The sequence below is a fragment of the Burkholderia sp. L27(2015) genome, assembly GCF_009765705.1.
Lineage (GTDB): Bacteria > Pseudomonadota > Gammaproteobacteria > Burkholderiales > Burkholderiaceae > LMUX01.
Genome location: NZ_LMUX01000002.1, coordinates 33316 through 59428 on the forward strand (window position 1 = coordinate 33316; position 26113 = coordinate 59428).

A 26113-nucleotide genomic window follows, 5' to 3' on the forward strand; every position below is an offset into this window, starting at 1 on the left:
GGCAAGCGGATGACGCAAGTCGATTTCCATACCAACGTCGGCGATAAACTCGCCTATGCGTGCCGCTTGGCACGCAAGGCCTACCTCGCGGGTCAGCCTGTGCTGGTGACGGGCGAGGCGCAGATTTTGCAGGCGTTCGATGCGCTGCTTTGGACTTTTTCGCCGCTGGACTTCATTCCCCATTGTGCTCTGGGCAGTGAACTTGCGGCGGTGACCCCAGTCGTACTGGCTGAGCAATTCGACGATGCCCCGCATTACCGGATTTTGCTCAACCTGGGGGCTACAGTGCCGGAGCGCTTTGCGCGCTTCGAACGTTTGCTTGAGGTGGTAGGCGATGCGCCCGACGATTTGACCGCGGGGCGTGAGCGCTACCGTTTTTACCGCGACCGCGGTTATCCGATGAATACCTATAAGCCCAATGTTTAAACGCGCCGAACCTTTATTGCGATGGGGCAGTGCCGCACGTGCCAATGCGGCCTCAGCAAAGCCCGCTGCTGCGCAGGCCGTGCCGGTCCTGACGGAAGTGCTGGCCACGGGCGACCCCGCGAAGGCACGCGCTGGGGTGCAGGGGGTTTTAGGGCAAACTGCGGGCGGGAGTGGGTTCAATCCTACGTCTAACACGGCCTCCAGCGTCGGCCCCGCCGCGCCGTTCAGCTCGGCTTACGCGAGCCCTGGCCCACGAGAGCCTGCGATGCCGCTGCAAGCGCCAGAGCTGACGATGGATAGCGCCGGCGACTTTGCGGAACGCATGCGCGGACAGCTCAACGATTATCTTCGCAAAGACGGTCGCGGCTTGATCGAGCTGCGTTGCCGCAGCATGCTGGAAACGCACACGGCCCAGATGGTCGAGCAGATTTCAGCGGAAGTCACACTGATGCTCGAGATCCAGATCCGTCAGTGGATTTATGAATCCGTAGTGGAAGCGCTGGAGCGCCAGAACGGCGCAACGGGCTCGGGCAAGTAGTTAGAAGCCGACTCTGCCGAGTCGGGCTGCACACGTGGCGCAGCGGCGGGAAACCGGGCCACGCCCAGCAGAATTTCAAACGAAAAGGGCTGGATTCGAAACCGTGAACGGTTGCGATCCAGCCCTTTCCTATTGCAGCCGTAGCCGTAGCCGTAGCCGTAGCCGTAGCCGTAGCCGTAGCCGCAGCTTCAGCCCGTCACTGCACCTTTATTGGCCGGCAGCGCGAGCGCCGCGTATTTGGCCAGCACGCCACGCGTATAGCGCGGCGCTGGCTGCTTCCATGCAGCGCGACGCTTGCTCAATTCGGCCTCGTCGACATGTAGCTCCAACACCAGACGATGCGCATCGATCGTGATCGAGTCGCCTTCGTGCACCAAAGCGATCGTACCGCCGGCAAACGCTTCGGGCGCCACGTGCCCGACCACCATGCCCCAGGTACCGCCCGAGAAACGCCCATCGGTAATCAACCCGACCGATTCGCCCAGACCCTGGCCGACCAGCGCGGAGGTGGGCGCCAACATTTCAGGCATCCCGGGGCCGCCCTTCGGACCCAAATAACGCAGTACCAACACGTCGCCCGGCTTGATCTGATCGGCCAAGATCGCGGCCATCGCGCTTTGCTCGTCTTCGAACACGCGTGCGGGGCCGGTCATGACGGGGCTCTTCAGGCCGGTGATCTTGGCCACGGCGCCATCGACCGCGAGATTGCCGCGCAAGATCGCCAGATGGCCTTCCTTGTAAATAGCTTGCTCGATCGGGTAGATGACCTTCTGGTCGGCGCTCGGCACGTCGGGCACGTGTGCCAACTCTTCGGCCAGGGTCTTGCCGGTGATCGTCATGCAATCGCCGTGCATCAAGCCTGCGTTGAGCAACAACTTCATCACCTGCGGCACGCCGCCGGCGCGGTGCAGATCGGTCGCCACGTATTGGCCTGATGGCTTGAGGTCGCAAATCACCGGCACGCGTTTGCGCATCCGTTCGAAATCGTCGATGTCCCATTCCACTTCGGCAGCGTGGGCGATCGCCAGATAATGCAACACCGCGTTGGTCGAGCCGCCGGTCGCCATGATCACCGCCACGGCGTTCTCGATCGACTTCTTGGTAATGATGTCGCGCGGCTTGAGGTCGGCCTTGACCGCCTCGACCAGCACCTGGGCGGAAGCCGCTGCGGAGGTCACCTTCTCTTCGTCGGGGTTGGCCATCGTCGACGAATACAGCAGGGACATGCCCAGCGCTTCGAACGACGAGCTCATCGTGTTGGCCGTGTACATCCCGCCGCATGAGCCGCTGCTCGGGCAGGCGTTGCGCTCGATACCCTTGAAATCGACTTCGCTCATGCGTCCGGCGGTGAATTCGCCGACCGCTTCGAACGATGAAACGATCGTCAGATCCTTGCCTTTCCAATTGCCTGGCTTGATCGTGCCGCCATATACATAAATACCTGGCACGTTGGCGCGGGCCAGCGCGATCATGCCGCCGGGCATATTCTTGTCGCAACCGCCGATCACAAGCACGCCGTCCATCCACTGACCTTGCACGGCGGTTTCGATGCAGTCGGAAATCACTTCGCGCGACACCAGCGAATACTTCATGCCTTCGGTGCCCATCGCCATGCCATCCGAAATGGTCGGCGTGCCGAAAATCTGCGGATTGGCGCCGGCGCTCTTGACGGCACTGACGGCCGCGTCGGCCAGTTTTTGTAGTCCGGAATTGCACGGCGTGATGGTCGAATGGCCATTGGCGATGCCGATCATCGGATTGTCGAAATCTTCCTCTTTATAACCGAGCGCGTAATACATCGACCGGTTGGGGGCGCGCGAGACGCCCTGCGTAATATTTTTCGAGCGGCGGTTATAGGGCATGTCGAGTCTCCACAAAGAAAAGCTGAGCCCACACAGAATGCACCGTGGGCCGGGTAGGCGCAAGAATGAGGTTTCCTTTGATGCGTGTCAAATATATTATTCAGTGCCTATTAGGTCGTTTAAAGTATTAATACCTGTCGGTTCTCGCAGTATCGCGTCCAGTGTCTTCAACGTATGTGTAGCTGCCATGTCCGGCGGCATAAGGAACCTTGGGCTATGTCTTTCGATCTACGCCAACTGCGCTATTTTGTCGCAGTGGCTGAGGAGCGCCATTTTGGCCGCGCCGCGCAGCGTCTGGCGATGACCCAGCCGCCGTTGTCGCAGCAGATCCGTTCGCTTGAAGAGAGCTTGGGCGCGCCGTTGTTCCTGCGTACCAAGCGTTCGGTTGAACTTACCGCGGTCGGGCGCGATCTATTGCCTGAAGTGCGGCGGCTGCTGGCGGGCGCGGACGCGCTCGCGCCGATGGCGCAAAGCCTGGCGCGAGGCGAGGCGGGGCTGTTGTCGTTGGCTTTCGTTTCCACCGCCGATTACGGCGTGCTGCCGCCGCTGTTACAGCGTTTCGGTGAATTGCATCCGGGTGTGCGCCTGCAACTCAGCGAGGCGACGAGCGACGTGCAAATCGAAGAATTGATGGCGGGCCGGGTCGATGCGGGCTTGATCATCCCGCCGATCCCGGCGCGTTTCGCTACCCAATTGGTCTACTTGCCGATTGCCCGCGAGCCGCTTGTAGTAGCAATGTCCGAAACGCAAGCTCGGCTGATCGGCAGCGACGCCGCGACACCGATAACGCTGCGCGAACTGGCCGGGATTGCGTTGATTGTGTTTCCGCGGCGCTTGGCGCCGGCCTTTTATGACATCATTATGGATTGCTTCGCTCAGGCAGGTTTGGTGCCGCAGATTGGGCAGGAAGCTATCCAGATGCAGACGATAGTCAGTCTGGTATCGGCGGGCATGGGAGTCGCATTGGTGCCGCAATCGTTGTGTAATCTGCAGCGCACTGGTGTGGTGTACAGGCCCCTGCGCGACGCGCAGCCGGTGGTCGAAACGGGGCTGGTCTGGCGTAATTCCGAGGTTAGTCCGGTGCTGGAAGGTTTCATCGCGATTGCGCGGCGCTTTGCGCTGTCGATTCGAGGCTAGCATGCCTGATAGGGGCATTAGAGACACAGAAGCCGCCATGCAAGCAGACGCACAAGCACAAGCAGACGCACAAGCCAACCAGACACGCAGCAGGCAGATAGCAAGTACACAAGCCAGCCGCTTTTACGATTCACTGATTTTTGGAGTGCATTCCCTCGATGCTGATTCATCCGAATTTTGACCCCATAGCGATTCATCTGGGTCCGTTGGCCGTGCGTTGGTATGGCCTGATGTATCTGGTCGGTTTCATTATGGCCATCGTGCTGGGTCGTATCCGCTTGCGTCAGCCGCACGTTGCGGCGGCCGGCTGGCGCGCGCAGGACATTGACGATTTGCTGTTTTATTGCGTGCTGGGCGTGATTCTCGGCGGCCGACTAGGCTATGTGCTGTTTTACAAGGCAAGCTACTACTTTGCCAACCCGCTCGATATTTTCAAAGTTTGGGAAGGGGGCATGTCGTTTCACGGGGGCTTTTTGGGCGTGGTCGTTGCGGTGGTGGTGTTCGCGCGGCAACGCGGACGTACCTGGCTCGAGGTGACCGACTTCGTCGCGCCGCTCGTGCCGACCGGCCTGGCGAGCGGGCGCTTCGGCAATTTCATCAACGGCGAGTTGTGGGGGCGGGTGACCTCGCCCGATGCGCCGTGGGCGATGTTATTTCAGTCGGCGGCGCCTGACGACGCGGCCTGGTTGGCTGCACATCCCCAGCAGGCTGCGCAAAACGGCTTATATGCGGTGTTCCAACAATTTCATGGCTTGCCACGTCATCCGTCGCAACTCTATGAAATGGCGCTCGAAGGTTTCCTGCTGCTGATCGTGTTGTGGATGTTTGCCCGCAAGCCGCGCCCAATCGGGGCAATCTCGGCACTATTCTTAATCGGCTACGGGTGCGCGCGGTTCATCGTCGAATTTGCGCGAGAGCCCGATGATTTTCTCGGCTTGCTCACGTTTGGCTTGTCGATGGGGCAATGGTTGTCATTGCCGATGATTATTGCCGGAGTTGTGATGCTGGTGTGGGCGTATCGACGTGGAAAGTTTCCAGTGGCGCCGGCGGGACGAGAAGTGCTCAAGAAGGCTTGAGGGACGGCGGGGCATTTCGGTTGCCCGCCGCCTGCGATGCGAGATCGCTCGCATCGCAGTGAAATTAGCGCGATGAAATTGGCGCAATCAAGTCGGCGCAGTCAAACCGGCTTAAAAAGCCGCTCGCGCCGAGAGTACTCGCCGCGCAAACATCCACGCCACGGCTGCGAACACAATCAGCCCCAGCCATTGCGCGGTAGCGCCAAACCCACTGCCCACCACCGCCAACGGTGCGTCCTTACCGCTAAATCCGATCACGGCGGCGATCAACACCCCGACCAGACTTTCTCCCACGATCAACCCCGACGCCAGTAACACCCCACGCCGGTTTGACGCTTCAGCAAATCGCTCATACGGAACATTTTGCTTGCGCGCCCGCGCCTTCAACGTACGCTCGATCAGCCAAGCCAACACCGTACCCAACACCAGCGTTGCAGCCACCGTCGGCGGCAAATAAATGCCTATACCGACAGCCAACACGGGCAATCTAGCCGGGCCCGCGCGATGCCGTAAAATTTCATCGATCGCTACCAGCACCACCCCCAGCGTAACGCCGATCAAGAGCATGTTCCAATTGAGCGCACCGCTAAAAATTCCCGTTGCGATCGCGGTCATCAACGTGGCTTGCGGCGCCGCCAATGCCTGGGCCGGGTCCATCCCCGCACGCGGCATCGCCCCGGTGAAGCCATACGCGTGATACAACAAATCGAGTATGGGCGGAATCACCATCGCGCCGACCACGCAGCCGATCAGCAACGCAACTTGCTGGCGCCACGGCGTTGCGCCCACCAGCCAGCCCGTTTTCAGATCCTGCATGTTGTCATTGGAAATGGTGGCCACGGCAATCACGGCCGAAGTCGTGAAGATCGCCAAGGCAATGCCCAGTTGTCTGCCCGCAGCGCCACTCTCGAGCAATCCGTTACCACTGGCGACCAGCAGAATCAATAACGAGACGAGGATCACCGCGACTATCCCTATCCCCGAAATTGGACTGGCTGACGAGCCGATCAAGCCTGCCATGTAGCCGCACGCCGCTGCAACGAGAAAGCCGAACAACACCGCGAACAGAACGCTATAAATCACCAAACCCCGGATCGCACTTCGGGTGATGGGCGCAGTGCCCAAAAAACTGGCAAATGTGGCGACCAGCACGGCGATCAGTACCAAGGTGATGACGGCGATCCAGGTTGGCGACAGGTCGAGTTCGGTCCGCGGGATAGTTATCTTTCCTTTCGCCATGCTCAAAGCGCGAAATGACGTGCGCAGACCCTCCAACATCGGTTTGAACAAGGTTGCCAAGGTCCACACCGCCGCGACACCGATCGTGCCGGCGCCGATGAAGCGCACATCGTGGCTCCACAGGCCTGTAGCGTATTGAGCCAAGGTACTGCCGGCAGGCATGGCATGCAGGGAAGTCAGCACCGGTACCGCGACGCCCCACGCGATGACCAAGCCGAGCAACATCGCCATCCCCGCCACGATACCGATCAAATAGCCCGCTCCGAGCAAAGCGAGCGAAAAGCCCGTCGATAATCGAATCACTGCCGTCCCGGCGGCAAACCAGACGTTCACGCCTTCACTGAGTACGCGTAACCCGGACGTCGCGAAGGTAACTACTGCGGCAGTCACGCCGCCGGCGACGATTTCGGTGATGCCCGTTTCCGCTTGGCCGACGGTCTTCGATCGTGTGCCGCCAAGCGTGGCACCCTGCACCTCGTCGTGTCGTGTGCCGACCCGTAGAATCTCGGCTGCAGCCACGCCTTCCGGGTAGGGTAGGTCGCTTTGCACGACCATCGCGTGACGCAACGGTATTGTGTACATCACGCCCAGCATGCCACCTGCCGCGCAGATGGCGAGCGTTTGCCAATAGGGAAAACCTTGCCAATATCCGATCATCACCAGGCCTGGCAAGATGAAGATGATGGACGACAAGGTGCCGGCAGCCGAGGCTTGGGTTTGCACCATATTGTTTTCAAGAATGTTCGACCCTGAAAACATACGTAGGACTGCCATCGAAATAACTGCTGCGGGAATCGACGAGGAAAAGGTTAACCCGACTTTCAGGCCGAGGTAGACGTTCGATGCGGTGAAGATCACCGTGATGATCGCGCCGAGGATAATGCCGCGCACTGTCAATTCAGCAAGCGATGTGTCGTCGGCTATGCGACCGGCGGGGTGAGCGTGAGTGGATGTCGACATGCGAATCTCCTGCTTATTATTTATTCTGCTCTTGATGAGTGGGCGGCTCACAGTGCCGGAGTGAACCACCGGCACTCTGCGCCATTACTGCGCCATCTGCACCGATCCCGAAACGGTTACGGTCACGGTCGCGAGTCCGGCTTCCACGGGGATGTTGTCCGCGGGTGCGCTCGCCGGTGCGCTGCGCATCAGCGTCATTTTCATCGGCCGCGCGAACACGCCGTTGCGCCCGACATTGACTTCGCGCACGGTAAAGCTCTTGTATCCAAACGCGTGGACGGCGGCTTGCGCTTGCTGCCTGAACGCCGCGATCGCCTGATCGGTCAGCTTGCTTTGCGCATCACGTTGCGCCTCGGGCGATAAGGAGAAACTGACGTCAGCCACTTGCATTTCGCCATTGAGCTGTGCGGCAAGGCGCGACGCCGCGGCAAAATCGTGCGACTCCAGCACCAGCTCGCTGCGTCCGCGCCACCCAGAGATCTTGCCGTTGGTGTCGGTCGAGGGCGAGATTGTCAATTGCCCGGTTTGCACCGTCACGGCCGTTTGATTGGCCTCGTGCGCGGTGCGCAGGGCCTGGGCCGTGTGCTGATTCAAGGTTTCGGACAAGCGCGCCGGGTCGCTCGCCTGCTGTTCATCAAACACCGTAATGTGAATGACATCCTGCGGCACCTCTGCGTTTGCCTGGGCGTCGAGCGTGAGCACGCCGGAAGGGCGCGCGTTGAAGTCGCGGGTTTGAGCGTGAGCAACAGGGAAGGTCAGCGGCGCAAGACAGAGCAGCAGTGCCAGGGTATTTTTTTTCATTGTCGATGTCCGAAAAATATGCGCTCAGTAAGCACGGCGCAGTGTGCTTTAGTGCGCAATCGAACCCCGCAAGTTCCCAGCACTAGCCTTTGGCCAGATGCTCCGTGATGTAGCGCCATTCCTGCGCGTTTACCGGCGTGATCGACAAGCGATTGCCTTTGGCCAGCACGCGCATCGCTTCGAGCTGCCGATGTTCGCGCAGCGTGGCGATGGAGATCAACGGTGTCTTGCGCACAAAGCTGACATCGACCAGTATCCACCGCGGGGACTCCGGCGATGCCTTCGGATCGAAATAAGGACTATCCGAAATGAATTGAGTGGGATCGGGATACGCCGTTGACGCCACTTTGGCAATGCCCGCGATACCGGGTTGTGCACAACTGGAGTGATAGAACAGCACACCGTCGCCCACTTGCATGCTGTCGCGCATGAAGTTTCGTGCTTGATAGTTGCGCACGCCTGTCCAAGGCAGCGTGGCATCGGGTGCGCGAGCCAGATCGTCGATGCTGGCTTCTTCAGGTTCCGATTTCATCAACCAATAGTGCATAGGGAATCCGTAAACGCAAACGGCATCGGAACAGTATCCGATGCCGTTAATTAAGATCCCCACCTTGGCCGCCAGGCCGGCATCCTGAACCTGGGTTCAAGAGTGGTCGCAGTTAGAAGCACTTCGGGTTCGTCAGACAGAGTGACGATCACGCCCGCGCAACAAATTTCCACAACCGTGCACAAAGGCATTGGTTCAAGGAATATATGACCTTAGCGAACCAGGCAGGGAAACCGGAAAACCAGTTGTTGCCTAAGCAGAATGAAACTGCCAACACCAAAACGTCTGCAACATGGCTTCACTATACAACGCATTTCAATCTCGTGCAGCTCACTTTATTTGAGCCCTGTTTATTGTTTGTAAGCGACACGAAAGCCCAGATGGTGTAAGGGCTTAAAACTTTTCCAGGTTGTCGACTGCGGCACCGATGCGCTGATTCATTTCGACTAAAGTGTGCTTGATTTCGTCGGCCGGAAATGCTTCGCCAAAGCGCACGCTCTGCTGCAGCTTGAGCAATTCGGATGCAAGACTCAGTGCCGCCATCACCGCGATACGATCTTGACCACGCACGGTGCTGGAGGCGCGCACCTTGGACATTTCGGCATCGACGCGAGATACCGCTTCAAGCAGCGCGGCTTCGGCTTCCTCCTGCACGGCCAGTCGATATTGCTGGCCCAGGATAGTGACTTCGATTTGCTTGGCGTTGCTCATTCATCGGTTCCTTCATCGGCAAGCACTGCGGCATGCGGCGTGCCCACGGCGTGAGCCGAGCCTGGCGCGAGCAAGTCGAGCTGATTGTCGTCGGTTTTGGTATGGGGCAATTTTTCCAGAATCGCGTTCAGGCGGACCTGGGCATCGTCGATCTTTGCGGCTAGCGCGTCACGTTCATCGCGCAATTGGTCCCGCTCGGCATGCAACGGATCGAGCGCCGCGCGCGCAGCATCGCGCTCCTCGCGGGCGAGGGCGAGTTGTTGCTCCAGGTCGCGATGCGCCTGAATGCGCCGGCTGCTAAGAGAAATCAGCCGGCTAATATTTTGGGAGAGTTGTTCGAGTTCGCTAAGCATCTCGTCTGCGTCCTGTCGGCTAAGTACTTCAAGAGCCACATATTTTAACCCGGATCGGTGCGCGGGCCGAGCCCCGATCGCGTTCAGGCTAAAAAAGGTAGCCTACCAGCCCACGCGTTGGCCGCTGCGGCGTGCACGCGGGCGCTTATAATCTGCTGCGTAGCTTAGAGGTGCGCCCCGTCGCATTGTTCGCTTCAACACGATTTATTCTCACATTGCAGGCTGAACGTCTTGACCAACCTTGATATACCTCCTGATACGCTGCTGCCTGAATTGCCCGTGGTCGCGCCGCTCGAACGCGGCCTCGAAGCGGCGTTGCGCGAAAAGATCGATCACAAGACCAAGCCACCTGGCAGTCTGGGACGACTCGAGGCGCTCGCGCTGCAACTCGGCTTGATCCAGTCCAGCCTTACGCCGGTGATAGCGCGTCCGATACTGATCGTGTTCGCCGGTGACCACGGGATTGTGGCCGAAGGGGTGAGCCCTTACCCGCAAGCTGTTACCGTGCAGATGGTCGCCAACTTTATCGCTGGGGGCGCCGCGATCAATGCGTTTAGCGGTGTCGCGGGGATGGCGCTTGAAGTCGTCAATGCCGGCGTAGCGGGCGATCTACATGCGTTACCGGCATTACACGGGTTAGCGAGCGTGATCGACATCCCGATCGGGCCGGGTACACGCAACTTCGCCGACCAGCCGGCGATGACGCGCGCGCAGGCGCTGCGTGCGATTGCCGCCGGGGCCACACGCGTGCGCCATCACGCGGCACTCGGCAGCAATGTCATCGGCTTCGGCGAAATGGGCATAGGCAACACCTCGTCGGCCGCTTGCTTGATGAGTCGCCTGTGCGATTTGCCGATAGATGCCTGTGTCGGGCGCGGCACCGGTTTGGACGACGCCGGGCTCGCACGCAAGCGTGCGGTGCTGGCCGGCGCACTCGCGCGTCATCCGGCGAGTAGCGACCCCGTCGAGGTGTTGGCGACGTTCGCCGGCTTTGAAATCGCGATGATGACAGGCGCATTTCTCGGTGCGGCGGCGCAGCGCATGACGATACTGGTGGACGGTTTTATCGCCAGCTCGGCGCTGCTTGTGGCGGCGCGGATCGCGCCCGCGGTGCTCGATTACTGCGTGTTCGCCCACGAGTCGGATGAATCGGGGCACCGGCAGTTGCTTGCCCATTTCAAGGCGCAGCCCTTGCTCTCGCTGGGGCTGCGTTTGGGCGAAGGCACAGGAGCCGCACTCGCTCTGCCTTTGCTGCGGGCGGCGAGCGCGTTTATGGAGCAGATGGCCAGCTTCGACACGGCGGGCGTCAGCGGGCGCGAGGCGTGATGTGGACGGCAAGGCGAACTGCGCTATGACCAGCGATACGAGCCGCACGCCGCTTGCCGACGAGTTGCGCTATGCCTTGACCGCGCTGATGTATTTCACGCGCGTGCCTCTGCCGTCGCGACTCGCGCGCTGGGTGGGGTTCGAGCCGCGCTATCTGAACGCGGCGGCCCGGTATTTTCCGCTGGTCGGCGTGCTGGTGGGCGCGCTCGGTGCGGCAGTCTACTTGCTGGCGCTCAAAGTGTTTCCAGCGACCGTCGCGGTGCTGCTGTCCATGGTGGCGACTGTGCTAGCGACAGGCGCCTTGCACGAAGATGGTTTGGCCGACTGCTGCGATGCGTTTGGCGGCGCGTACCAGCGTGATGATGTGCTGCGTATCATGCACGACTCGCGACTGGGCGCTTTCGGCGCGATTGGCATTGCGTTGGCGCTATTGCTGAAATGGCAGACGCTGGCAGCATTGCCTGCCACGAAGGTGGCATGGCTGCTGATCGGCGCTCATGCCGCAAGCCGCGCCGCGGCAATCAGCCTGATGATCACGCTCACCTATGTAGGCGGCGACGGCAAAGCAAAGCCCGTGGCGCACCGAATGAACGCTGCAGCGATGTGCGTGGCGGCTGTGTTTGGCTTGATCTGGTTATTCTGGCCTGCGTGGCGCTTCGGGCTGGCCGCCGTACTTGCGTTACTGTGTTTGCGTGCGCTGCTCGCGTGGTGGTATCGACGCCGCATCGGCGGCTATACCGGTGATTGCCTCGGCATGGCTCAACAACTCAGTGAAATCCTGATCTATCTACTGGCGCTGGCATGGATCTGATCTTGATTCGTCACCCGGCGGTGGGGGTGCCGACCGGAATCTGCTATGGACGCAGCGACGTGCCGCTCGCCGCAGACCCGAGCGCGGAGGTGCAGCGCTACCTGAACCGGATCGGTATGCTGAACCTTTGCGACCCGGTTGGCGCGGTGCACGCCAGCGTGCTGTCGCGTTGCACACAGATCGCGGCGCCGCTGGCTGCGCACTTCAATGTCGCCCTGCAAGCCGATCCCCGTTTGCGGGAAATCGACTTCGGCCGCTGGGAAATGCAAGCCTGGGACGCCATTGATCGCGCAGAAATCGACGCCTGGGTGCAGGACCTGGAAAACGCGCGAGCTCACGGCGGTGAAAGCGTCGCGATGCTGGCGCTGCGTGTGGGGGCGTGGCTCGAAGAGTGCGAACGGACACTGGGGCGGGCCGTGCTTGCCGTGAGTGGCAGGCACGCGACGCCATTGGCGAACATGCCGAACGCATCGAACGCATCGGAGACATCGGAGACATCGGAGACATCGGAGACATCGGAGACATCGGAGACATCGGCGGTCGCGGATAAGAACTCGGCGGGACGTCCCGTCGTGGTGATCGCTCATGCCGGCGTCATCCGCGTGCTCGCGGCACTCGCCCTGCGCCTGCCGCTCGCTACCTGCGTCGATTGGCATCTGCCATTTGGTGGCTTATGCCAGTTACGTTACAAGGTGTCGCAAAAGCGGTGGATATTGGTGAGCTGGAACGGTGTTTGACGGCCCGCGTTGAACTCCGGCGATAACCCCTTCGGGTCTATCAACTCACGGCAACTTGTCAGCAATCCCTGTCAAATTGACCCGAAAGTTCAATTATGACGGTACAAGTCGGCTGGGAATGGCGGCGCGGGCGCCTTAACGACCATCGCAATACCCGCCACCATCAAGGTTACTGCCGGGCATAACTCTGCAACCCGCTGGTTCAGTCGCCCCAGCTCATCCACATACAACCGCGTCACCTTACCCATCGGCACCACCCCTAAACCGATCTCGTTGCTCACGATCAGGACCCGCGCGCGAGCGTGCTGCAGCGCATCGATAAAGCCGTCGAGCGCTGCTTGCCAGCCGGTTTGAGGTGCTTCGCTATCGGGCGGGCACAGCAGGTTGGCGAGCCACAACGTCAGGCAGTCGATGAGGATCACCTGTTTCGGGCCATCGGCGTGGTTTAGCGCTTGCGCCAAATCCAGCGGCGCTTCGACGAGCGTCCAGTCAGCTGGGCGCCGGGCACGATGCAAGGCTACGCGTGCCGCAAATTCGTCGTCACCGATACGTGCGGTGGCAATATAGGTGACGGGCTGTCGCGCTTCACTGGCGAGCCTTTCGGCGTAGGCGCTCTTACCGGAGCGCGCGCCGCCGAGGACAAAATGCAGGTCGAGTGGATTCATCGCAATATTGTAAGGGCAGCGGGGTGGGGTAAAAGCGTCTTACACTCAAATCGGTGTTTCGATGATAATAAAACCCTTATATCGTACGAGGAGACGGTTATGGCAGTGATCGTGGTCGCGAATCCCAAGGGAGGCGTAGGTAAAAGTACACTCTCGACCAATCTCGCCGGACTGTTTGCCTCGCGCGGCGAATGGGTCGCGCTCGCGGACCTGGACCGCCAGCAGTCGTCGCGATCGTGGCTCGATTTGCGACCACAGGGTTTGCCCGTCATCGAATACTGGCCGGTCGACCTCGACAACCCGACGCGCCCGCCGCAGGGGCTCGAGCACGCCGTGATCGACACGCCGGCCGGCGTTCACGGCACTCGCCTGAACACGGCGCTGGCGCTTGCCGACAAGGTGATCGTGCCGCTGCAACCGTCACTATTCGATATTCTCGCAACCCAGGATTTTCTGCAAAAGCTCGCCAAGGAAAAGGCGATACGTAAGGGCAATATCGAGATCGGTATCGTCGGCATGCGCGTCGATGCGCGCACGCGTTCGGCCGAGCAATTGCATCGATTTGTCGACGGTCTGGGTTTGCCGGTGCTGGGGTATTTGCGCGATACGCAGAATTACGTGCAGACCGCCGCGCATGGGCTGACGCTGTGGGACGTGGCGCGCAGCAAGGTCGAAAAAGACCTGGAGCAGTGGGAGCCGCTCATCAGTTGGCTCGACAAATAGGGCTGCCGGGGCTCAAGCGGACGCTCAAGCCGGCTGCGTCCAGGCTTGCGCCGGTACATGGTCGCGGCTGCCCTTGATGCGGTTGTGCTCATCGACAAACACCAACTGCGGCGCAAAACCGGCCTTGATTTCGGCTTCGTCCAACTGTGCGAAGGCTGCGATGATCAGCAGATCGCCCAACTGAGCCCGTCTCGCGGCCGACCCATTCAGCGAGATCATGCCGCTGCCGCGCTCGCCGCGAATCGCGTAGGTGGTCAGCCGTTCGCCGTTATTGATATTCCAGATATCGATTTGCTCGTTTTCGAGCAAATTGGCCGCTTCCAGCAGGTCTTCGTCGATTGCACATGAACCTTCGTAATGCAATTCGCAGTGCGTCACCGTGGCGCGGTGGATTTTTGATTTCAAAAGGGTACGCAGCATCGCCTTTCCTCGCTTCGCGTCAGATTTCCAGATTATCGATCAGGCGCGTCGCGCCCAGCTTGGCGGCGCTGAGCACCACCAGCGGCGGTTCTTCATTGGCGCCGGGCGCCCTGAGATCGGCCTGCTTGCGTATCGCTACGTAGTCGGGCGCCCAGCCGTGATCGGCCAAAGCCTGCATGGCTTTGCGCTCGAGCCCGGCAAAATCGCGGTTGCCGGCGCGCACCGCCTCGGCCACCTCACCCAGCGTGGCATACAGGCGTGGGGCTTCGGCGCGCTCGGCCGTTTGCAGGAAACGGTTGCGCGACGACAAAGCCAAACCATCGGCGTCGCGCACGGTTTCGGCTGCCACGATGTCGGTGGGGATGGCGAATTGTTGCGCCAAACGGCGCACGATCATCAACTGCTGATAGTCCTTCTTGCCGAACACCGCCACCCGCGGGCTGACGCACATGAACAGTTTCATCACGACCGTGCATACGCCCTGGAAAAAGCCGGGGCGGAATTCGCCTTCCAGAATATCGCCGAGGTCGGTCGGCGGATGCACCCGGTATTGCTGCGGCTCGGGATAAAGCTCGCTCTCGGTCGGCGCGAACAGCACGTAGACGTTTTCGCCTTGCAGCTTGGCGATATCGTCCTGCATGGTGCGCGGATATTTGTCGAAGTCTTCGTTGGGTCCGAATTGCAGGCGGTTCACGAAAATGCTGGCGACGACTGGGTCGCCGTGCTGGCGCGCCAAGCGCATCAGCGACAGATGCCCTGCATGCAGATTCCCCATGGTCGGCACAAAGGCGACTCGGTTCTGGCCGCGCATCTGATCGCGTAATTCATGAATCGAGCTGATGACTTTCATGTTCCGATCGTTCCTGAGTGATGTGTGCCGTGGCGCTACTGCCGCCGGCCTGCGCAAAACCGCGCGATTTTATAAGATTTTTCTGCAGGGCACACGCAAAGCCACCGAGCCGCCAAGCGGCAAGATGTCGGTGGCACTGCCGATGGCCTCGCGCTCAGGCCGGCGAGTAGGCCAGACGCACGTAAATCGGTGCGAACGGCTCGGCTTGGGTGATTTCGAGCAGCGATTCACGTGATAGCTCCAGCATCGCAATGAAATTGACGATGACGGTGGGCACGCCGTGCGTCGCATCGAACAGTTCGGAAAACTCCATAAAACGGATATTTTGCAATTTGCGCAGGATCTGGCTCATGTGCTCGCGCACCGAAAGCTCCTCGCGGCTGATCTTATGGTGCTGGACCAGCTTGGCACGTTTGATCACATCGAGCCAGGCTTCGCGCAGATCGTCCATATTCACGTCGGGCCAGCGCGGCGCGAGACTTTGTTCGACGAACACTTCGGCGCGCAGGAAGTCGCGCCCTAGTTGCGGCAAGCGATCGATGCGCTGGGCCGCGAGTTTCATCTGCTCGTATTCCAGCAGGCGGCGCACCAGCTCGGCACGCGGATCTTCGGCTTCGTCGTCGCTGTCGGCTTTTTTGACCGGCAACAGCATGCGCGACTTGATTTCGATCAGCATCGCTGCCATCAGCAGGTATTCCGACGCGAGTTCGAGATTGGTGCCGCGAATCTGCTCGACGTAGCCCAGATACTGACGCGTGACGTCAGCCATCGGGATATCGAGCACATTGAAGTTCTGCTTGCGGATCAGGTAGAGCAGCAAGTCCAGAGGGCCCTCGAACGTCTCCAGAAACACTTCCAGCGCGTCGGGCGGAATGTACAGGTCTTGCGGCAGCTTGAAGAGCGGCTCGCCATACAGGCGAGCGAACGCTACGCCGTCGATGACGTTGGGCGTGCTGTCGCTGCCGGGCGCGTGCAGACGCTCGCTGAGCGCCGCCGCGGAAACATCCGTGGCGCTTGGCCCGTGCGGGTGAGGTTCAGTCGCGCTCATGGTCGGCCGGCGACGCGTCGGGGGCGATCGGCTGGGTGCTCAGAGCGGGCAGGCGGATTGCGTTTCAGAATTTTTGATAGTAGACGTAGGCCGACTGTTGGACGCGCGACTGCTTGGCGCGCTCGGCTTCGTCGAGATCGACGGGACGCTTATCCCACAGCAGGGAACGGCCCTGGCGTTGCTCGGCTTCGAGCGTAGGCTTTTGCGCTTTGAGCTGTTGGAGAAATTGCGTGATATCCGACTGATACATGGCGACAATCCAAATGAAATGCGGCGAACGGGCCGCAATACCGGAAATAGGCAAAAACAGGGCAAGCGCCCGGGATTTCGCGATTTTACCGCATGCGTCGCGTCCAGCGCGCGAAATTGGCCGGCCGGTGCGAAAAACGATCACGGTGCATCGGGCTCGATGTGGTGAAATACGTGCTGGCCTGCAACATGACGTCAGCATAGGCTGATTTACGCCTCGGGAGAATTTTGTTTGGCTGTGAGTGGATGTTTTCGATCCTCGGCCGCGCGGGGCGCAACGCGCCTTGGCAGGTACTGCATCGCCGGGCTGTTCGGCGTGCTGCTGCTGGCCGTCTGTAGCCGTGCGCAGGCGACCTATGAGGTCGACATCGACGCGCCGCGTTCGGTTCGTAGTTTGCTCAAAGACCATCTTGATTTGTACCGATTTGCCAAGCGCACCGATATTTCCGACGAGCAATTCGGCTTTCTGGTGACGGCCGCGCCGCAGCAGGCCAACGACCTGGTGCAGACCGCCGGCTATTTTTCCGCGATCGTCAAAACCGACGTGCGCAGCGCCGACGGTAAGCCTGGCGGGAAAAAGCGCGTGACCGTCACGGTCGAGCCTGGTGAGCGCACCGTGGTCGAATCGGTGAAACTGACCTTTACCGGTCCGATCGAAACGGAAGATCCGGGCTTGCAAAATACGGCACGGCTCGCCTGGGACCTGCATCCGGGCGAACCCTTTACGCAGGGTAGCTGGGACTCGGCCAAGAACGCATCGCTCAAGGCATTGCAAGCGCGCCGTTATCTGGGCGCGAAGATCATCCACTCGGATGCCCAGGTCAATCCGCGCACGCATCGCGCGGCGCTGCAGGTCGAATTTGCCAGCGGCCCGACGTTTACGTTCGGCCCGGTCGAGATCAGCGGGGGGCAACGCTATCCCGAACAGATCGTGCGCAATATCGACCCGATTCATCCCGGGGCGATTTACGACGCCTCGCAGGTGCAGGAGTTGCAGCGTCAGATTCAGGCCACGCCCTATTACGCGAACGTCGCCATCGATGTCGCCAACGACCCCGCCAAACCCGCACTCTCGCCCGTGCATGTGAAGCTCAGCGAGTTCCAGTATCAGAGCATACGCAGCGGTGTCGGTTATTCGACCGGCACGGGTCCGAGCCTGCAGAGCAGTTACCAGTACAACAACGTCTTCAACAAGGCGTGGGTGTTTACGGTGCAGGGCCTGCTGCAACCGCAAACGCAGAATGGCGCGCTTACACTGGCGATGCCGCCCGACTCGAAGGCTTACGTGAATAGCGTGATGGCGTCCTACACGCGTACCGATTACGAGGACACCGATATTCACAGCGTGCTCACAGGCCTGCAGCGCACCCGTTCGCTGGAGAACTACGATTGGACCTATTCGCTGCTGTTTTACGAAGATCGTCTCGATCAGAATACGGCGGGCCCGACCACGAGCCGCGCGCTGGTGCCGGGGTGGTCGTGGACGCGTCGCAATGTCGATGATCCGATTTTTCCGAGCCATGGCAACTTGGTGCAAGTACAGGCCGGTTTCGCGGTGAAGGGGCTATTAACCGACCAGAGTTTCGGGCGCGTGTACGCGCACGGCAAGCAATACCTGCCGCTGGGCAAGTCGGATTTGCTGGTGTTTCGCGCCGAACTCGGCGGCGTGTTCACGACGGGCGGTTCGAGCGGAATCCCGGCGTCGCTGCTGTTTCGGGCGGGGGGTGCCGATTCGATCCGCGGCTATAGTTACGACAGTATTGGTAACAATGTCGGTGGGTCGGTACTGCCGACCAAATACGTGGCGACCGGCTCAGCCGAATATCAGCACTGGTTCACCCATGAATACGGCGGTGCGGTGTTTTTCGACCTCGGCACCGCGGCCGACACCTGGGCGGAAAAGACCGTATTCCAAGGTGTGGGCATCGGTGCGCGCTGGCGCAGCCCGATCGGGCCAATCAACGTCGATTTGGCTTATGGTTTGCGCAACCGCAGCGTGCGACCCTATCTGACTTTGGGTGTCGCGTTTTGACGCGGCCCCGTGAGAATTATGAGCACAGTGCAATCGCATCCACCTGAGTCACGGCCCGATTCGCGACCCGATTCGCCGCCTGATTCGTTGCGTGATTCCGACGCCTTAGTCGCGAACGGGAGCTCCGACGTGTTGGTCGCATCCGGCTCGTCGGGCGGCGGATCAAGCGCGCCTACACCGCCCGCAAGCGGCGGGCGCAGGCGCGCGCGCCGCTGGTGGCTCGTGAGCCTCGTGGTGGTGGCGCTGCTGATCCTATTGCCGATCACCGCGCTTTTTATCGCCGCTCGCACCGAGCGTGGCACTCGTTTGGCGTGGGACACCGCGATCAAGCTCAGCGCAGGTCATCTTGCGGGGCGCTACATGGGCGGCACGCTGGAGCGCGGCATCAAGCTCGAACAGGTGGTATGGCGCACGCCTGACGATCTGATCCAGATCGACTTCCTGAATGGCCAGTGGGCGCTGACGCGCGCACCATGGCGTTTCACAGTGGATTTTCTGCACGTGGGTACGCTTGATCTGAAGCTCGCGCCGTCCAGCAGCGGGGCGCCGGCGCAACTGCCCACCAGCCTCACGCTGCCTTTGCAACTTGAAGTTCGCAGTGTGCGCATCGATCATTTGCGTTGGCATAGTGGGACGAGCGTCACCGCGCTCGATCGTATTGCATTGAGCGCACGCAGCGATGGCACGCATCATGCGCTGGCCCTGGATAGCTTGAATACCGAATACGGCAGTTTGAGCGGCTCTCTCGATCTGGACGGCGTGCGACCGTTCAAGCTCTCGGGTGCGCTCGGCTTTGCCGGGCAACTGGCGAGCGATCCGATCAAGATGTCGGCGCGCTTTGGCGGCTCGCTCGAACAACTGAGCGCCGATGTGGACGCAAGCGGCAAGCAATTGAATGGGCGCGCTCATCTCGAAGCGATGCCGTTCGGGGCCGTGCCGTTCAAGTTCATTACGCTCGCGGCCGATCACGTCGATTTGCGTGCGTTCGCGCCCGGTGCGCCGGCAGCGGATCTATCGTTGCGCGCGCGGCTTGTGCCGGTGAGTGGCGGCACATCTGCAACGGTGCGCGGCAAGCCCGATCCGGCCCATGCGCCCGGGCTCACGGTCGAGGGGCCGATTTCCATCGTGAACGCGCATCCCGGTGCGCTGACGGCGCAGTTGCTGCCGCTCGTGGACGCCAGCGCCAACGTGCGTCTAGATGCGCAGGCGCAGGTTCTCGAAGGTCTGCAGGTGAGGCTGTTCCAGGGCGGAACGTTGCAGGGCGCCGGTCAGTTCGGCGCGGGCAAGGGGCAATTGGACCTGAATGTCGCCGGGCTCGATCTGAATCTGCTCGCAGCGCGCATCCGCCCAACCCGGTTGGGCGGCGCGCTCAAGCTGGTTTCGCAGCCAGACAGTCAACACTTGACGCTGGACTTGGCCGACCCGAAGGCCGCGTTGCGCGTGCAAGCCGCCTTGCGGTTTGAGCCGGCGCAAACCACGTTCGAGACCGTTCGTCTTACCGCCGGCGCGGGCCGTGTGGACTTGAACGGGACCCTCAAGCACGATGCGGCCGATACCTACGCGCTCAAGACGACGCTGACCGATTTCAATCCGTTTGCCATCCTGGTGCAGGGGCCTCCCGGTAGCGGACCACCTCATGTGCGAGGTCGCGAGGGGCCAGCCGCGACGCCCGTCGAGGCCCGTCGTGCTATCGGTTCAGCACCGGGTTCCGAAGCCGGAGCTGGGCTCAATACCGACCTCAAGCCACCCCCCGTGAAGCCGCGTGTCGCGGACAATCGCGCCCCGGTGGTGGCGCGCATCAGCGGCACGTTGGACGCGACCGGCGCCTTGAGTCCTGCGCTAAGCACCAAAGCTACGCTGACGCTGCGCGATAGCGTCTACGACGAACTGCCACTCACGGGCGGCGGCGTTGTCCAACTGGCAGGCGAGCGACTGCTCCCGAGCCATCTAAAGCTTTCGGTGGCCGGCAACGAAGTCGATTTGTCGGGCGGCTTTGGCGCACCGGGCGACCGGCTCGCGTTTCATATCGATGCGCCTAACGTCGACCGGCTCGGATTTGGCCTCGCGGGCACCGTGCATGCTGACGGCACGGTGCAGGGCAACTTGGTTCATCCGAATATTGCCGTCACCTACAGCGCCGACGCGCTCGCGTTCGGCGCTTACCATCTGGGCCACGCGCAGGGACGCGCCGAGTTGCGCGACGGCGCCAACGGCGCGCTCTCGCTCAATCTCGATGCGCGCGATTTGAGCGCGCCGAATCTCTCTCTCACGACCGTTTCAGCTACGCTGGCGGGAACCCGCGCAAGCCATACCCTGGTCGCCCACGCCGCGGGAGCGGTTGACAGCAGGCCGGTCGATCTGGACTTGGCCGCGCACGGCAAATTGACCGACAAGGGCGGTAGCACCGGTTGGGACGGCACGCTCACGCAATTGGTGAATCGCGGCTTTCCCGCCCTGCAACTCGGGGCGCCTGTGCAACTCAGCGTAGCCAGCCAGCATGTGAGCATCGGAGCAGCCAACCTCACGGTGGAGGGGGCGAACCTGGTGTTGCAGCAATTCGTGCTGGATCGCGGCAAATTGCAGACTGCGGGTTCGGTGCGTGGGATCGACGTCGACCGGATGCTGCGCATCGGTCAGCAGCTTACCGGCACCGCTCCCCCGTTCAAGACCGATTTGATCGTCGATGGCGATTGGAACGTCAGCGTGGCCGATACCGCCAGCGGCTATGTGCAACTGACGCGGCGCTCGGGCGACGTCACGCTCAGTACCTGGCGCGGGGCCTCGGCCTTGGGTTTCAGCGCGCTACAGGCACGTGCCGAATTCAGCGCGGGCAATCGCGTGACCTTGAAAATCGGCGCGACGGCGGATCGTGTCGGCACGCTGAACGCCGAACTGCACAGTGCGCTGAGCACACGCGATGGCATGCTGGTGCTCGCCGACGACGCGCCGTTAAGCGGCACGGTCAGCGGCGAGGTGCCGCAATTGCGTACCACCGGCGGCCTCTTGGGGCCGACCTATATCCTGGACGGCAAATTGCAATTGCAACTGCAGGTGGCCGGCCAACTGGCTCGCCCCAAATTCAGCGGACTGATCAGCGGCAATGACTTGTCGGCCACCCTCATCGACCAGGGTATCCAGTTCAAGCAAGGCGTGGTGCGCATCGCGCTTGCCGACAATCTGGTGCAATTCCAGCAGGTCGAGTTTCACGGCGAATCGGGCACCGTGCGGGCGAGCGGGCAGATCAAACTCGACGAGGCCAACGCCAATCTGGCCGTGAGCGTGGTTGCCGACAAACTCGAACTGTTTTCCACACCCGACCGCCAACTGCAGCTCTCAGGCCAAGCGACCGTACGCAATGAAGGGGCGGGCGGCGGCATCGCGATCGACGGCAAATTCCTCGTCGACCACGCGCTGTTCGATTTACCGGAAAGTCCGGCGCCGTCACTGGGTAGCGACGTGCATATCATTACTCAGGACGGCACCGAGCAATTGGCGAAAAAGCCGGAACTGCCGAGCTCGCAAAAACCCGCCGGGACGTTCTCGCCGCATGCCAATATCGCCATCGATCTGGGCAACAAGTTTCGCTTTCGCGGCGCGGGTGCCGATCTGACCTTGCGCGGCGAGTTGCAGGCGACCAGCAAACCGGGCGAGCCGTTGCGCGCAGTCGGTAACATCACCGTGGCGCAGGGTTCCACCTATACCGCGTTCGGCCGCAAGCTGGCGATCGACAACGGCTATTTCACGTTCAACGGGCCGATCGATAACCCGGGCATCAATATCCTGGCGATGCGTCACAACCAGGAGGTCGAAGCGGGTGTGCAGGTGACCGGTACCTTGCAGGCACCGATTGCTCGATTGACCTCGGAGCCCAGTGTGGCCGATAACGAAAAGCTGTCGTGGCTATTGTTCGGCCATGGCACCGATCAGGGCAGTACAGTCGGTCAGCAAAGCACGGTTTCGCAGGCGTTCGCGCTACTCGGCTCGGCCGGTGGCAAGCGCGTGGCAAAAACGCTGGGGCTCGATGAATTTACGGTTGGGCAAAGCGAAGTGGGACTGACCGATCCGCAGGTGGTGATACTGTCCAAAGCAGTCAACGAACGGATCGTGCTCGGTTACGAGCAGGGGCTGACCACGGCGGCTAGCGTGTTCAAGGCCACGCTGAATTTATCGCGTTTCTGGGCAGTGGCAATTCATACCGGCGCGCTGAACGGTGCAACGCTGTTGTATAACCGGCGTTTCGATTGAAGTATGACGTAACGTAACGTGACGTGACGTGACGTGACGTGGCTGGGCTGGGCTGGGCTGGGCGTGACATGGCTTGGCGTGACGTGACGTGACGGATCGCGCCGTCACGTCACAGTCTGCCGACTCCCGTCTACTTCACCCGCATGCCGGGCTGAGCGCCGTCGTGGGGTTCAAGGATGTAAATCCCCGGTTCGGCTTTTTCGTCGCGCGCTGAAGCCGCGAGCACCATGCCTTCCGATAGGCCGAACTTCATCTTGCGCGGCGCCAGGTTGGCGACCATAACGGTCAATTTCCCGACCAGTTCATGCGGCTGATAGGCCGACTTGATGCCCGAAAAAACGTTGCGTGTTTTCTCTTCGCCGATATCCAGCGTCAACTGCAGCAGCTTGTCCGAACCCGCCACGGCTTGGCAGTCGACGATACGTGCAATGCGTAAATCGATCTTGGCAAAATCGTCGATATTGATGGTTGCGCCGGCATCGCCGGCTTGGCTTGCGCTGCTGGGTGCGGCTGCTTTCGCGAGCGCAGCCGCGACGCTGCCGTTAGCGACATCGGCTGCGGGCGTTTTGCTTGCATTGGCCGCGCCGGCAGCATCGATCGGGCCTGTTTCGGTTGCCAGCAGGGACTCCCGGTTGGCGGCCAGCAACGCTTCGATTTGCTTGATATCGACCCGCGTCATCAAGTGCTGGTAAGCATTGATCGGACGATGCGAGGCGAGCGGCAGGTCGGCGTCGGCCCAGCTCAGCGGCTCGATGGCCAGGAAGCGTTCAACCGAGGCGGCCAACTGCGGCAACACCGGCTTGAGCGCGAGCGTCAACAGGCGGAAGGCTTCGAGACAGACCGAGCAGGTTTCGTGCAGGCTTACCGCATTGGCCGGGTCTTTAGCCTGGTCCCACGGCTTGGCGCTATCGACATAGGCATTTACGCCGTCGGCTAGTTCCATCACCTGACGCAGCGCGCGGCCATAGTCGCGGCTTTCGTAAAGTGCAGCGATTTGCGGCAAAGCGGTGCGCAACGTGTTGAGCAGCGGATGATTCATGGCGCTGTCCTGCACGCGCGCGTTGAAACGCTTGACCAGGAAACCGGCTGTGCGGCTGGCGATGTTGATGTATTTGCCGACCAAATCGCTGTTGACCCGAGCGACAAAATCATCGAGATTCAAATCGAGATCTTCCATCGAGCCGTTGAGCTTGGTGGCGAAGTAATAACGCAGCCACTCGGGGTTCAAGCCGCTGTCGATCACGCTTTGCGCAGTGATAAAGGTCCCGCGCGATTTCGACATCTTGGCGCCGTCAACCGTGAGGAAGCCGTGGGCAAAAACGTTGGTCGGCGTACGGTGACCGGAAAACTTCAACATCGCGGGCCAGAACAGTGTGTGGAAATAAAGAATGTCCTTGCCGATGAAATGGTATTGCTCGGTGGTGGAATCGGGCGCGACCCACTCGTCGAAATTCATGCCGCGCTGCTCGCAGAGATTTTTAAAGCTCGCGTAGTAACCGACCGGTGCATCGAGCCAGACATAAAAATATTTGCCCGGAGCGCCCGGGATCTCGAAGCCGAAATACGGCGCGTCGCGCGAAATATCCCAATCCGCGAGCTTGGCGTCGCCATCGTCGCCCAGCCATTCGCGCATCTTGTTGGTCGCTTCGGGTTGTGCCAGCCCCGCCACCCATTCTCGCAGAAACGATTCGCAGCGCGGGTCGGAAAGCCGGAAGAAATAATGGGTCGATGTCTTGTGTATCGGCGTGGCGCCCGAGACCACCGAGTACGGATCGATCAGCTCGGTAGGCTGATAGGTCGAGCCACACACTTCGCATGAGTCGCCGTACTGGTCCTTCGCGCCACACTTTGGGCAGGTGCCTTTGATAAATCGGTCCGGCAGGAACATTTCGCGCACCGGATCATAGGCCTGCTCGATATCGCGGGCATCGATCAGTCCTGCAGCTTGCAAGGATGCGTAAATTTTCTCGGACAATTCCTTGTTTTCTGGCGAATCGGTGGTGTAGTAGTTGTCGAAGGAAATCCCGAAGCTGTCGAAATCGCGCTTGTGCTCGGTCCATACGCGATCGATCAATTGCTTGGGCGTAATGCCTTCCTTTTCGGCGCGCAGCATGATGGGCGTGCCGTGCGTATCGTCGGCGCCCACGTAATACACCTCATGGCCGTGCATGCGCAGGGTCCGAATCCAGATGTCGGTCTGGATATATTCGACCAGATGGCCGATATGAATCTGGCCATTGGCATAAGGCAGCGCCGAAGTCACCAGAATGCGACGGGCGGCGAGAGGGGCAGATGTGAGCGAGGGCATGAGGCGGCGTTCCAGGAAGCAATCGGATCAAACAGCGATTCTAGCAGGCGCGCGGCGGGTGGACCGCCGAGCCGAGGTGTGGGGCGGGGGCAGAAGACAAACTCGAAGGTAAAAACTAAAATAAGGTGGACAAAAAAAGCGGGGCCCAAAGGCCCCGTAAGAACAACGACAAGAGGAGATGATGATGTACCGATGAAACTGGACATGCATCATTAATACTGACACCCCCCTTAGCCCTAAGTTCGAATTAATTTCCGGCTTGGTGCGGCCCGATGTTTCTGCCTATTACTGGGGACGGGCGGGGCGCAAATAGATCTCCACCCGACGGTTCTGCGCGCGCCCTTCAGCTGTGCCGTTATTGGCAACCGGTTGCGATGCGCCACGGCCTTCGGCGCCGAGGCGATTCGCCGCGACACCGCGCTGAACCAGATAGGACACTACGCTTTGTGCGCGGTTTTGAGAGAGGGTCAGGTTACTTGCCGAGTTGCCCGTGCTATCGGTGTGTCCAACCACATGGGCCACCAACTCGGGGTTTTGCACCAGCGTTTGCGCCACTTGGTCGAGCACTGGAGCGAAGCCGGGCTTAATCGCGTAGCTGCCGGTATCGAATGAAATCGCGCTGGGAATGTTGACCTTGAGCGAGCCGTCCGGCTGTTCGACGACCTGTGCGCCGGTGCCGGCGGTCGCGCCGCTCAATTTCCGATGAATTGCCGACCAGTTGTATCCGACGGCGGCACCGCCGGCCGCGCCTAGCGCACCGCCGATCGCGGCGCCTTTGCCTTGTCCCACTAACCCGCCGATCAACGCGCCAGTAGCGGCTCCGGCACCGGTGCCGATCGCGGTGTCGGTGCCTTGTTGCGTCGCGCAGCCGGCCAAAAGGGCGGCAGCTAACCCCGAGATGATCAATAGGCGCGATGTCTTGGAATACAGCATTAAAGCTCTCCTAATAAAAGCGTTGCGTTAAAAAAATAAGCATGTGTAAGCAACGCTGGATGGCGACTCGGCCCTGCGGTTCAGTCTGCATGGGCGCGAGATGGTGCGAGCCACTA

Annotated in this window: 23 protein-coding genes and 1 other RNA gene; 10 read left to right on the forward strand and 14 right to left on the reverse strand. The window is 60.8% G+C overall.

Annotated features, from left to right (window positions below; all coding sequences use genetic code 11):
- Positions 1-9: 9 nt before the first annotated feature.
- Positions 10-426: a DNA polymerase III subunit chi gene (locus GSQ77_RS00180; RefSeq protein ID WP_158897826.1), complete on the forward strand. Its 417-nt coding sequence runs from the start codon at positions 10-12 to the stop codon at positions 424-426.
- Positions 419-964: a DUF2486 family protein gene (locus tag GSQ77_RS00185; protein WP_158897828.1), complete on the forward strand. Its 546-nt coding sequence runs from the start codon at positions 419-421 to the stop codon at positions 962-964. Before GSQ77_RS00180 ends, GSQ77_RS00185 begins: the two co-directional genes overlap by 8 nt.
- A gap of 188 nt (positions 965-1152) precedes the next feature.
- Here GSQ77_RS00185 and ilvD read toward each other — a convergent pair whose 3' ends face one another.
- Entirely contained in the window at positions 1153-2826 is a 1674-nt protein-coding gene (gene ilvD / locus GSQ77_RS00190) for a dihydroxy-acid dehydratase (RefSeq protein ID WP_158897830.1), read from the reverse strand.
- Positions 2827-3042: 216 nt separating this feature from the next.
- On the opposite strand from ilvD, the gene GSQ77_RS00195 reads away from it, so the two are divergent.
- Together GSQ77_RS00195 and lgt are read left to right on the forward strand one after the other, a co-directional pair.
- Positions 3043-3963 (forward strand): LysR family transcriptional regulator, encoded by a 921-nt coding sequence (locus GSQ77_RS00195; RefSeq protein WP_158897832.1) that lies wholly within the window; start codon positions 3043-3045, stop codon positions 3961-3963.
- A gap of 158 nt (positions 3964-4121) precedes the next feature.
- Positions 4122-5039: a prolipoprotein diacylglyceryl transferase gene (gene lgt, locus GSQ77_RS00200; protein WP_158897834.1), complete on the forward strand. Its 918-nt coding sequence runs from the start codon at positions 4122-4124 to the stop codon at positions 5037-5039.
- 111 nt (positions 5040-5150) lie between these two features.
- Here lgt and GSQ77_RS00205 read toward each other — a convergent pair whose 3' ends face one another.
- From GSQ77_RS00205 to GSQ77_RS00230, 6 genes are all read right to left on the reverse strand, one after another.
- Complete coding sequence (locus tag GSQ77_RS00205; RefSeq protein ID WP_158897836.1) at positions 5151-7238, reverse strand: OPT family oligopeptide transporter; 2088 nt, start codon at positions 7236-7238, stop codon at positions 5151-5153.
- 84 nt (positions 7239-7322) lie between these two features.
- Positions 7323-8039: an SIMPL domain-containing protein gene (locus GSQ77_RS00210; protein ID WP_158897838.1), complete on the reverse strand. Its 717-nt coding sequence runs from the start codon at positions 8037-8039 to the stop codon at positions 7323-7325.
- A gap of 82 nt (positions 8040-8121) precedes the next feature.
- Positions 8122-8586, reverse strand: coding sequence for an EVE domain-containing protein (locus tag GSQ77_RS00215; protein ID WP_158897840.1), 465 nt, complete (start codon positions 8584-8586; stop codon positions 8122-8124).
- Positions 8587-8638: 52 nt separating this feature from the next.
- A non-coding RNA gene (gene ssrS / locus GSQ77_RS00220) (6S RNA) lies at positions 8639-8820 on the reverse strand.
- Between the two features lie 159 nt (positions 8821-8979).
- A complete protein-coding gene (locus GSQ77_RS00225) occupies positions 8980-9297 on the reverse strand; it encodes a cell division protein ZapA (RefSeq protein WP_158897842.1) in 318 nt (105 codons plus the stop codon).
- Positions 9294-9650: an ATPase gene (locus GSQ77_RS00230; RefSeq protein WP_158897844.1), complete on the reverse strand. Its 357-nt coding sequence runs from the start codon at positions 9648-9650 to the stop codon at positions 9294-9296. Before GSQ77_RS00230 ends, GSQ77_RS00225 begins: the two co-directional genes overlap by 4 nt.
- A gap of 231 nt (positions 9651-9881) precedes the next feature.
- Between GSQ77_RS00230 and cobT the strand changes: the two genes are divergently transcribed.
- The 3 genes from cobT to GSQ77_RS00245 are packed head-to-tail and all read left to right on the forward strand — an operon-like array spanning position 9882 to position 12524.
- Positions 9882-10976, forward strand: a complete 1095-nt coding sequence (gene cobT / locus GSQ77_RS00235) for a nicotinate-nucleotide--dimethylbenzimidazole phosphoribosyltransferase (RefSeq protein WP_158897846.1) — start codon at positions 9882-9884, stop codon at positions 10974-10976.
- Between the two features lie 25 nt (positions 10977-11001).
- Positions 11002-11787: an adenosylcobinamide-GDP ribazoletransferase gene (locus GSQ77_RS00240; protein ID WP_158897848.1), complete on the forward strand. Its 786-nt coding sequence runs from the start codon at positions 11002-11004 to the stop codon at positions 11785-11787.
- Positions 11778-12524, forward strand: a complete 747-nt coding sequence (locus GSQ77_RS00245) for a histidine phosphatase family protein (protein ID WP_158897850.1) — start codon at positions 11778-11780, stop codon at positions 12522-12524. Before GSQ77_RS00240 ends, GSQ77_RS00245 begins: the two co-directional genes overlap by 10 nt.
- A gap of 89 nt (positions 12525-12613) precedes the next feature.
- Here the strand turns inward: GSQ77_RS00245 and cobU are convergent, their stop codons facing one another.
- The gene (gene cobU, locus GSQ77_RS00250; protein WP_158897852.1) at positions 12614-13189 is read right to left on the reverse strand and encodes a bifunctional adenosylcobinamide kinase/adenosylcobinamide-phosphate guanylyltransferase; all 576 of its coding nucleotides are present in this window, start codon (positions 13187-13189) and stop codon (positions 12614-12616) included.
- 99 nt (positions 13190-13288) lie between these two features.
- On the opposite strand from cobU, the gene GSQ77_RS00255 reads away from it, so the two are divergent.
- Positions 13289-13912, forward strand: coding sequence for a ParA family protein (locus GSQ77_RS00255; RefSeq protein WP_158897854.1), 624 nt, complete (start codon positions 13289-13291; stop codon positions 13910-13912).
- Positions 13913-13936: 24 nt separating this feature from the next.
- Here the strand turns inward: GSQ77_RS00255 and panD are convergent, their stop codons facing one another.
- From panD to GSQ77_RS00275, 4 genes are all read right to left on the reverse strand, one after another.
- Entirely contained in the window at positions 13937-14332 is a 396-nt protein-coding gene (gene panD / locus GSQ77_RS00260; RefSeq protein ID WP_158897856.1) for an aspartate 1-decarboxylase, read from the reverse strand.
- A gap of 19 nt (positions 14333-14351) precedes the next feature.
- A complete protein-coding gene (panC, locus tag GSQ77_RS00265; RefSeq protein ID WP_158897858.1) occupies positions 14352-15182 on the reverse strand; it encodes a pantoate--beta-alanine ligase in 831 nt (276 codons plus the stop codon).
- A gap of 154 nt (positions 15183-15336) precedes the next feature.
- The gene (locus tag GSQ77_RS00270; RefSeq protein WP_158897860.1) at positions 15337-16230 is read right to left on the reverse strand and encodes a ScpA family protein; all 894 of its coding nucleotides are present in this window, start codon (positions 16228-16230) and stop codon (positions 15337-15339) included.
- 64 nt (positions 16231-16294) lie between these two features.
- On the reverse strand, positions 16295-16480 hold the full coding sequence (locus GSQ77_RS00275) for a DUF3460 family protein (RefSeq protein WP_158897862.1): 186 nt from the start codon (positions 16478-16480) through the stop codon (positions 16295-16297).
- A 297-nt stretch (positions 16481-16777) separates the two neighbouring features.
- On the opposite strand from GSQ77_RS00275, the gene GSQ77_RS00280 reads away from it, so the two are divergent.
- Positions 16778-18511, forward strand: coding sequence for an autotransporter assembly complex family protein (locus GSQ77_RS00280; RefSeq protein ID WP_254067389.1), 1734 nt, complete (start codon positions 16778-16780; stop codon positions 18509-18511).
- Positions 18512-18640: 129 nt separating this feature from the next.
- Entirely contained in the window at positions 18641-22756 is a 4116-nt protein-coding gene (locus GSQ77_RS00285) for a translocation/assembly module TamB domain-containing protein (protein ID WP_254067385.1), read from the forward strand.
- Positions 22757-22886: 130 nt separating this feature from the next.
- Here the strand turns inward: GSQ77_RS00285 and metG are convergent, their stop codons facing one another.
- Positions 22887-25064 carry a methionine--tRNA ligase gene (gene metG, locus GSQ77_RS00290; protein WP_158897866.1) on the reverse strand — a complete coding sequence of 726 codons (2178 nt, stop codon included), beginning with the start codon at positions 25062-25064 and terminating at the stop codon, positions 22887-22889.
- A gap of 285 nt (positions 25065-25349) precedes the next feature.
- A complete protein-coding gene (locus GSQ77_RS00295) occupies positions 25350-25997 on the reverse strand; it encodes an OmpA family protein (RefSeq protein WP_158897868.1) in 648 nt (215 codons plus the stop codon).
- Positions 25998-26113 lie beyond the last annotated feature (116 nt).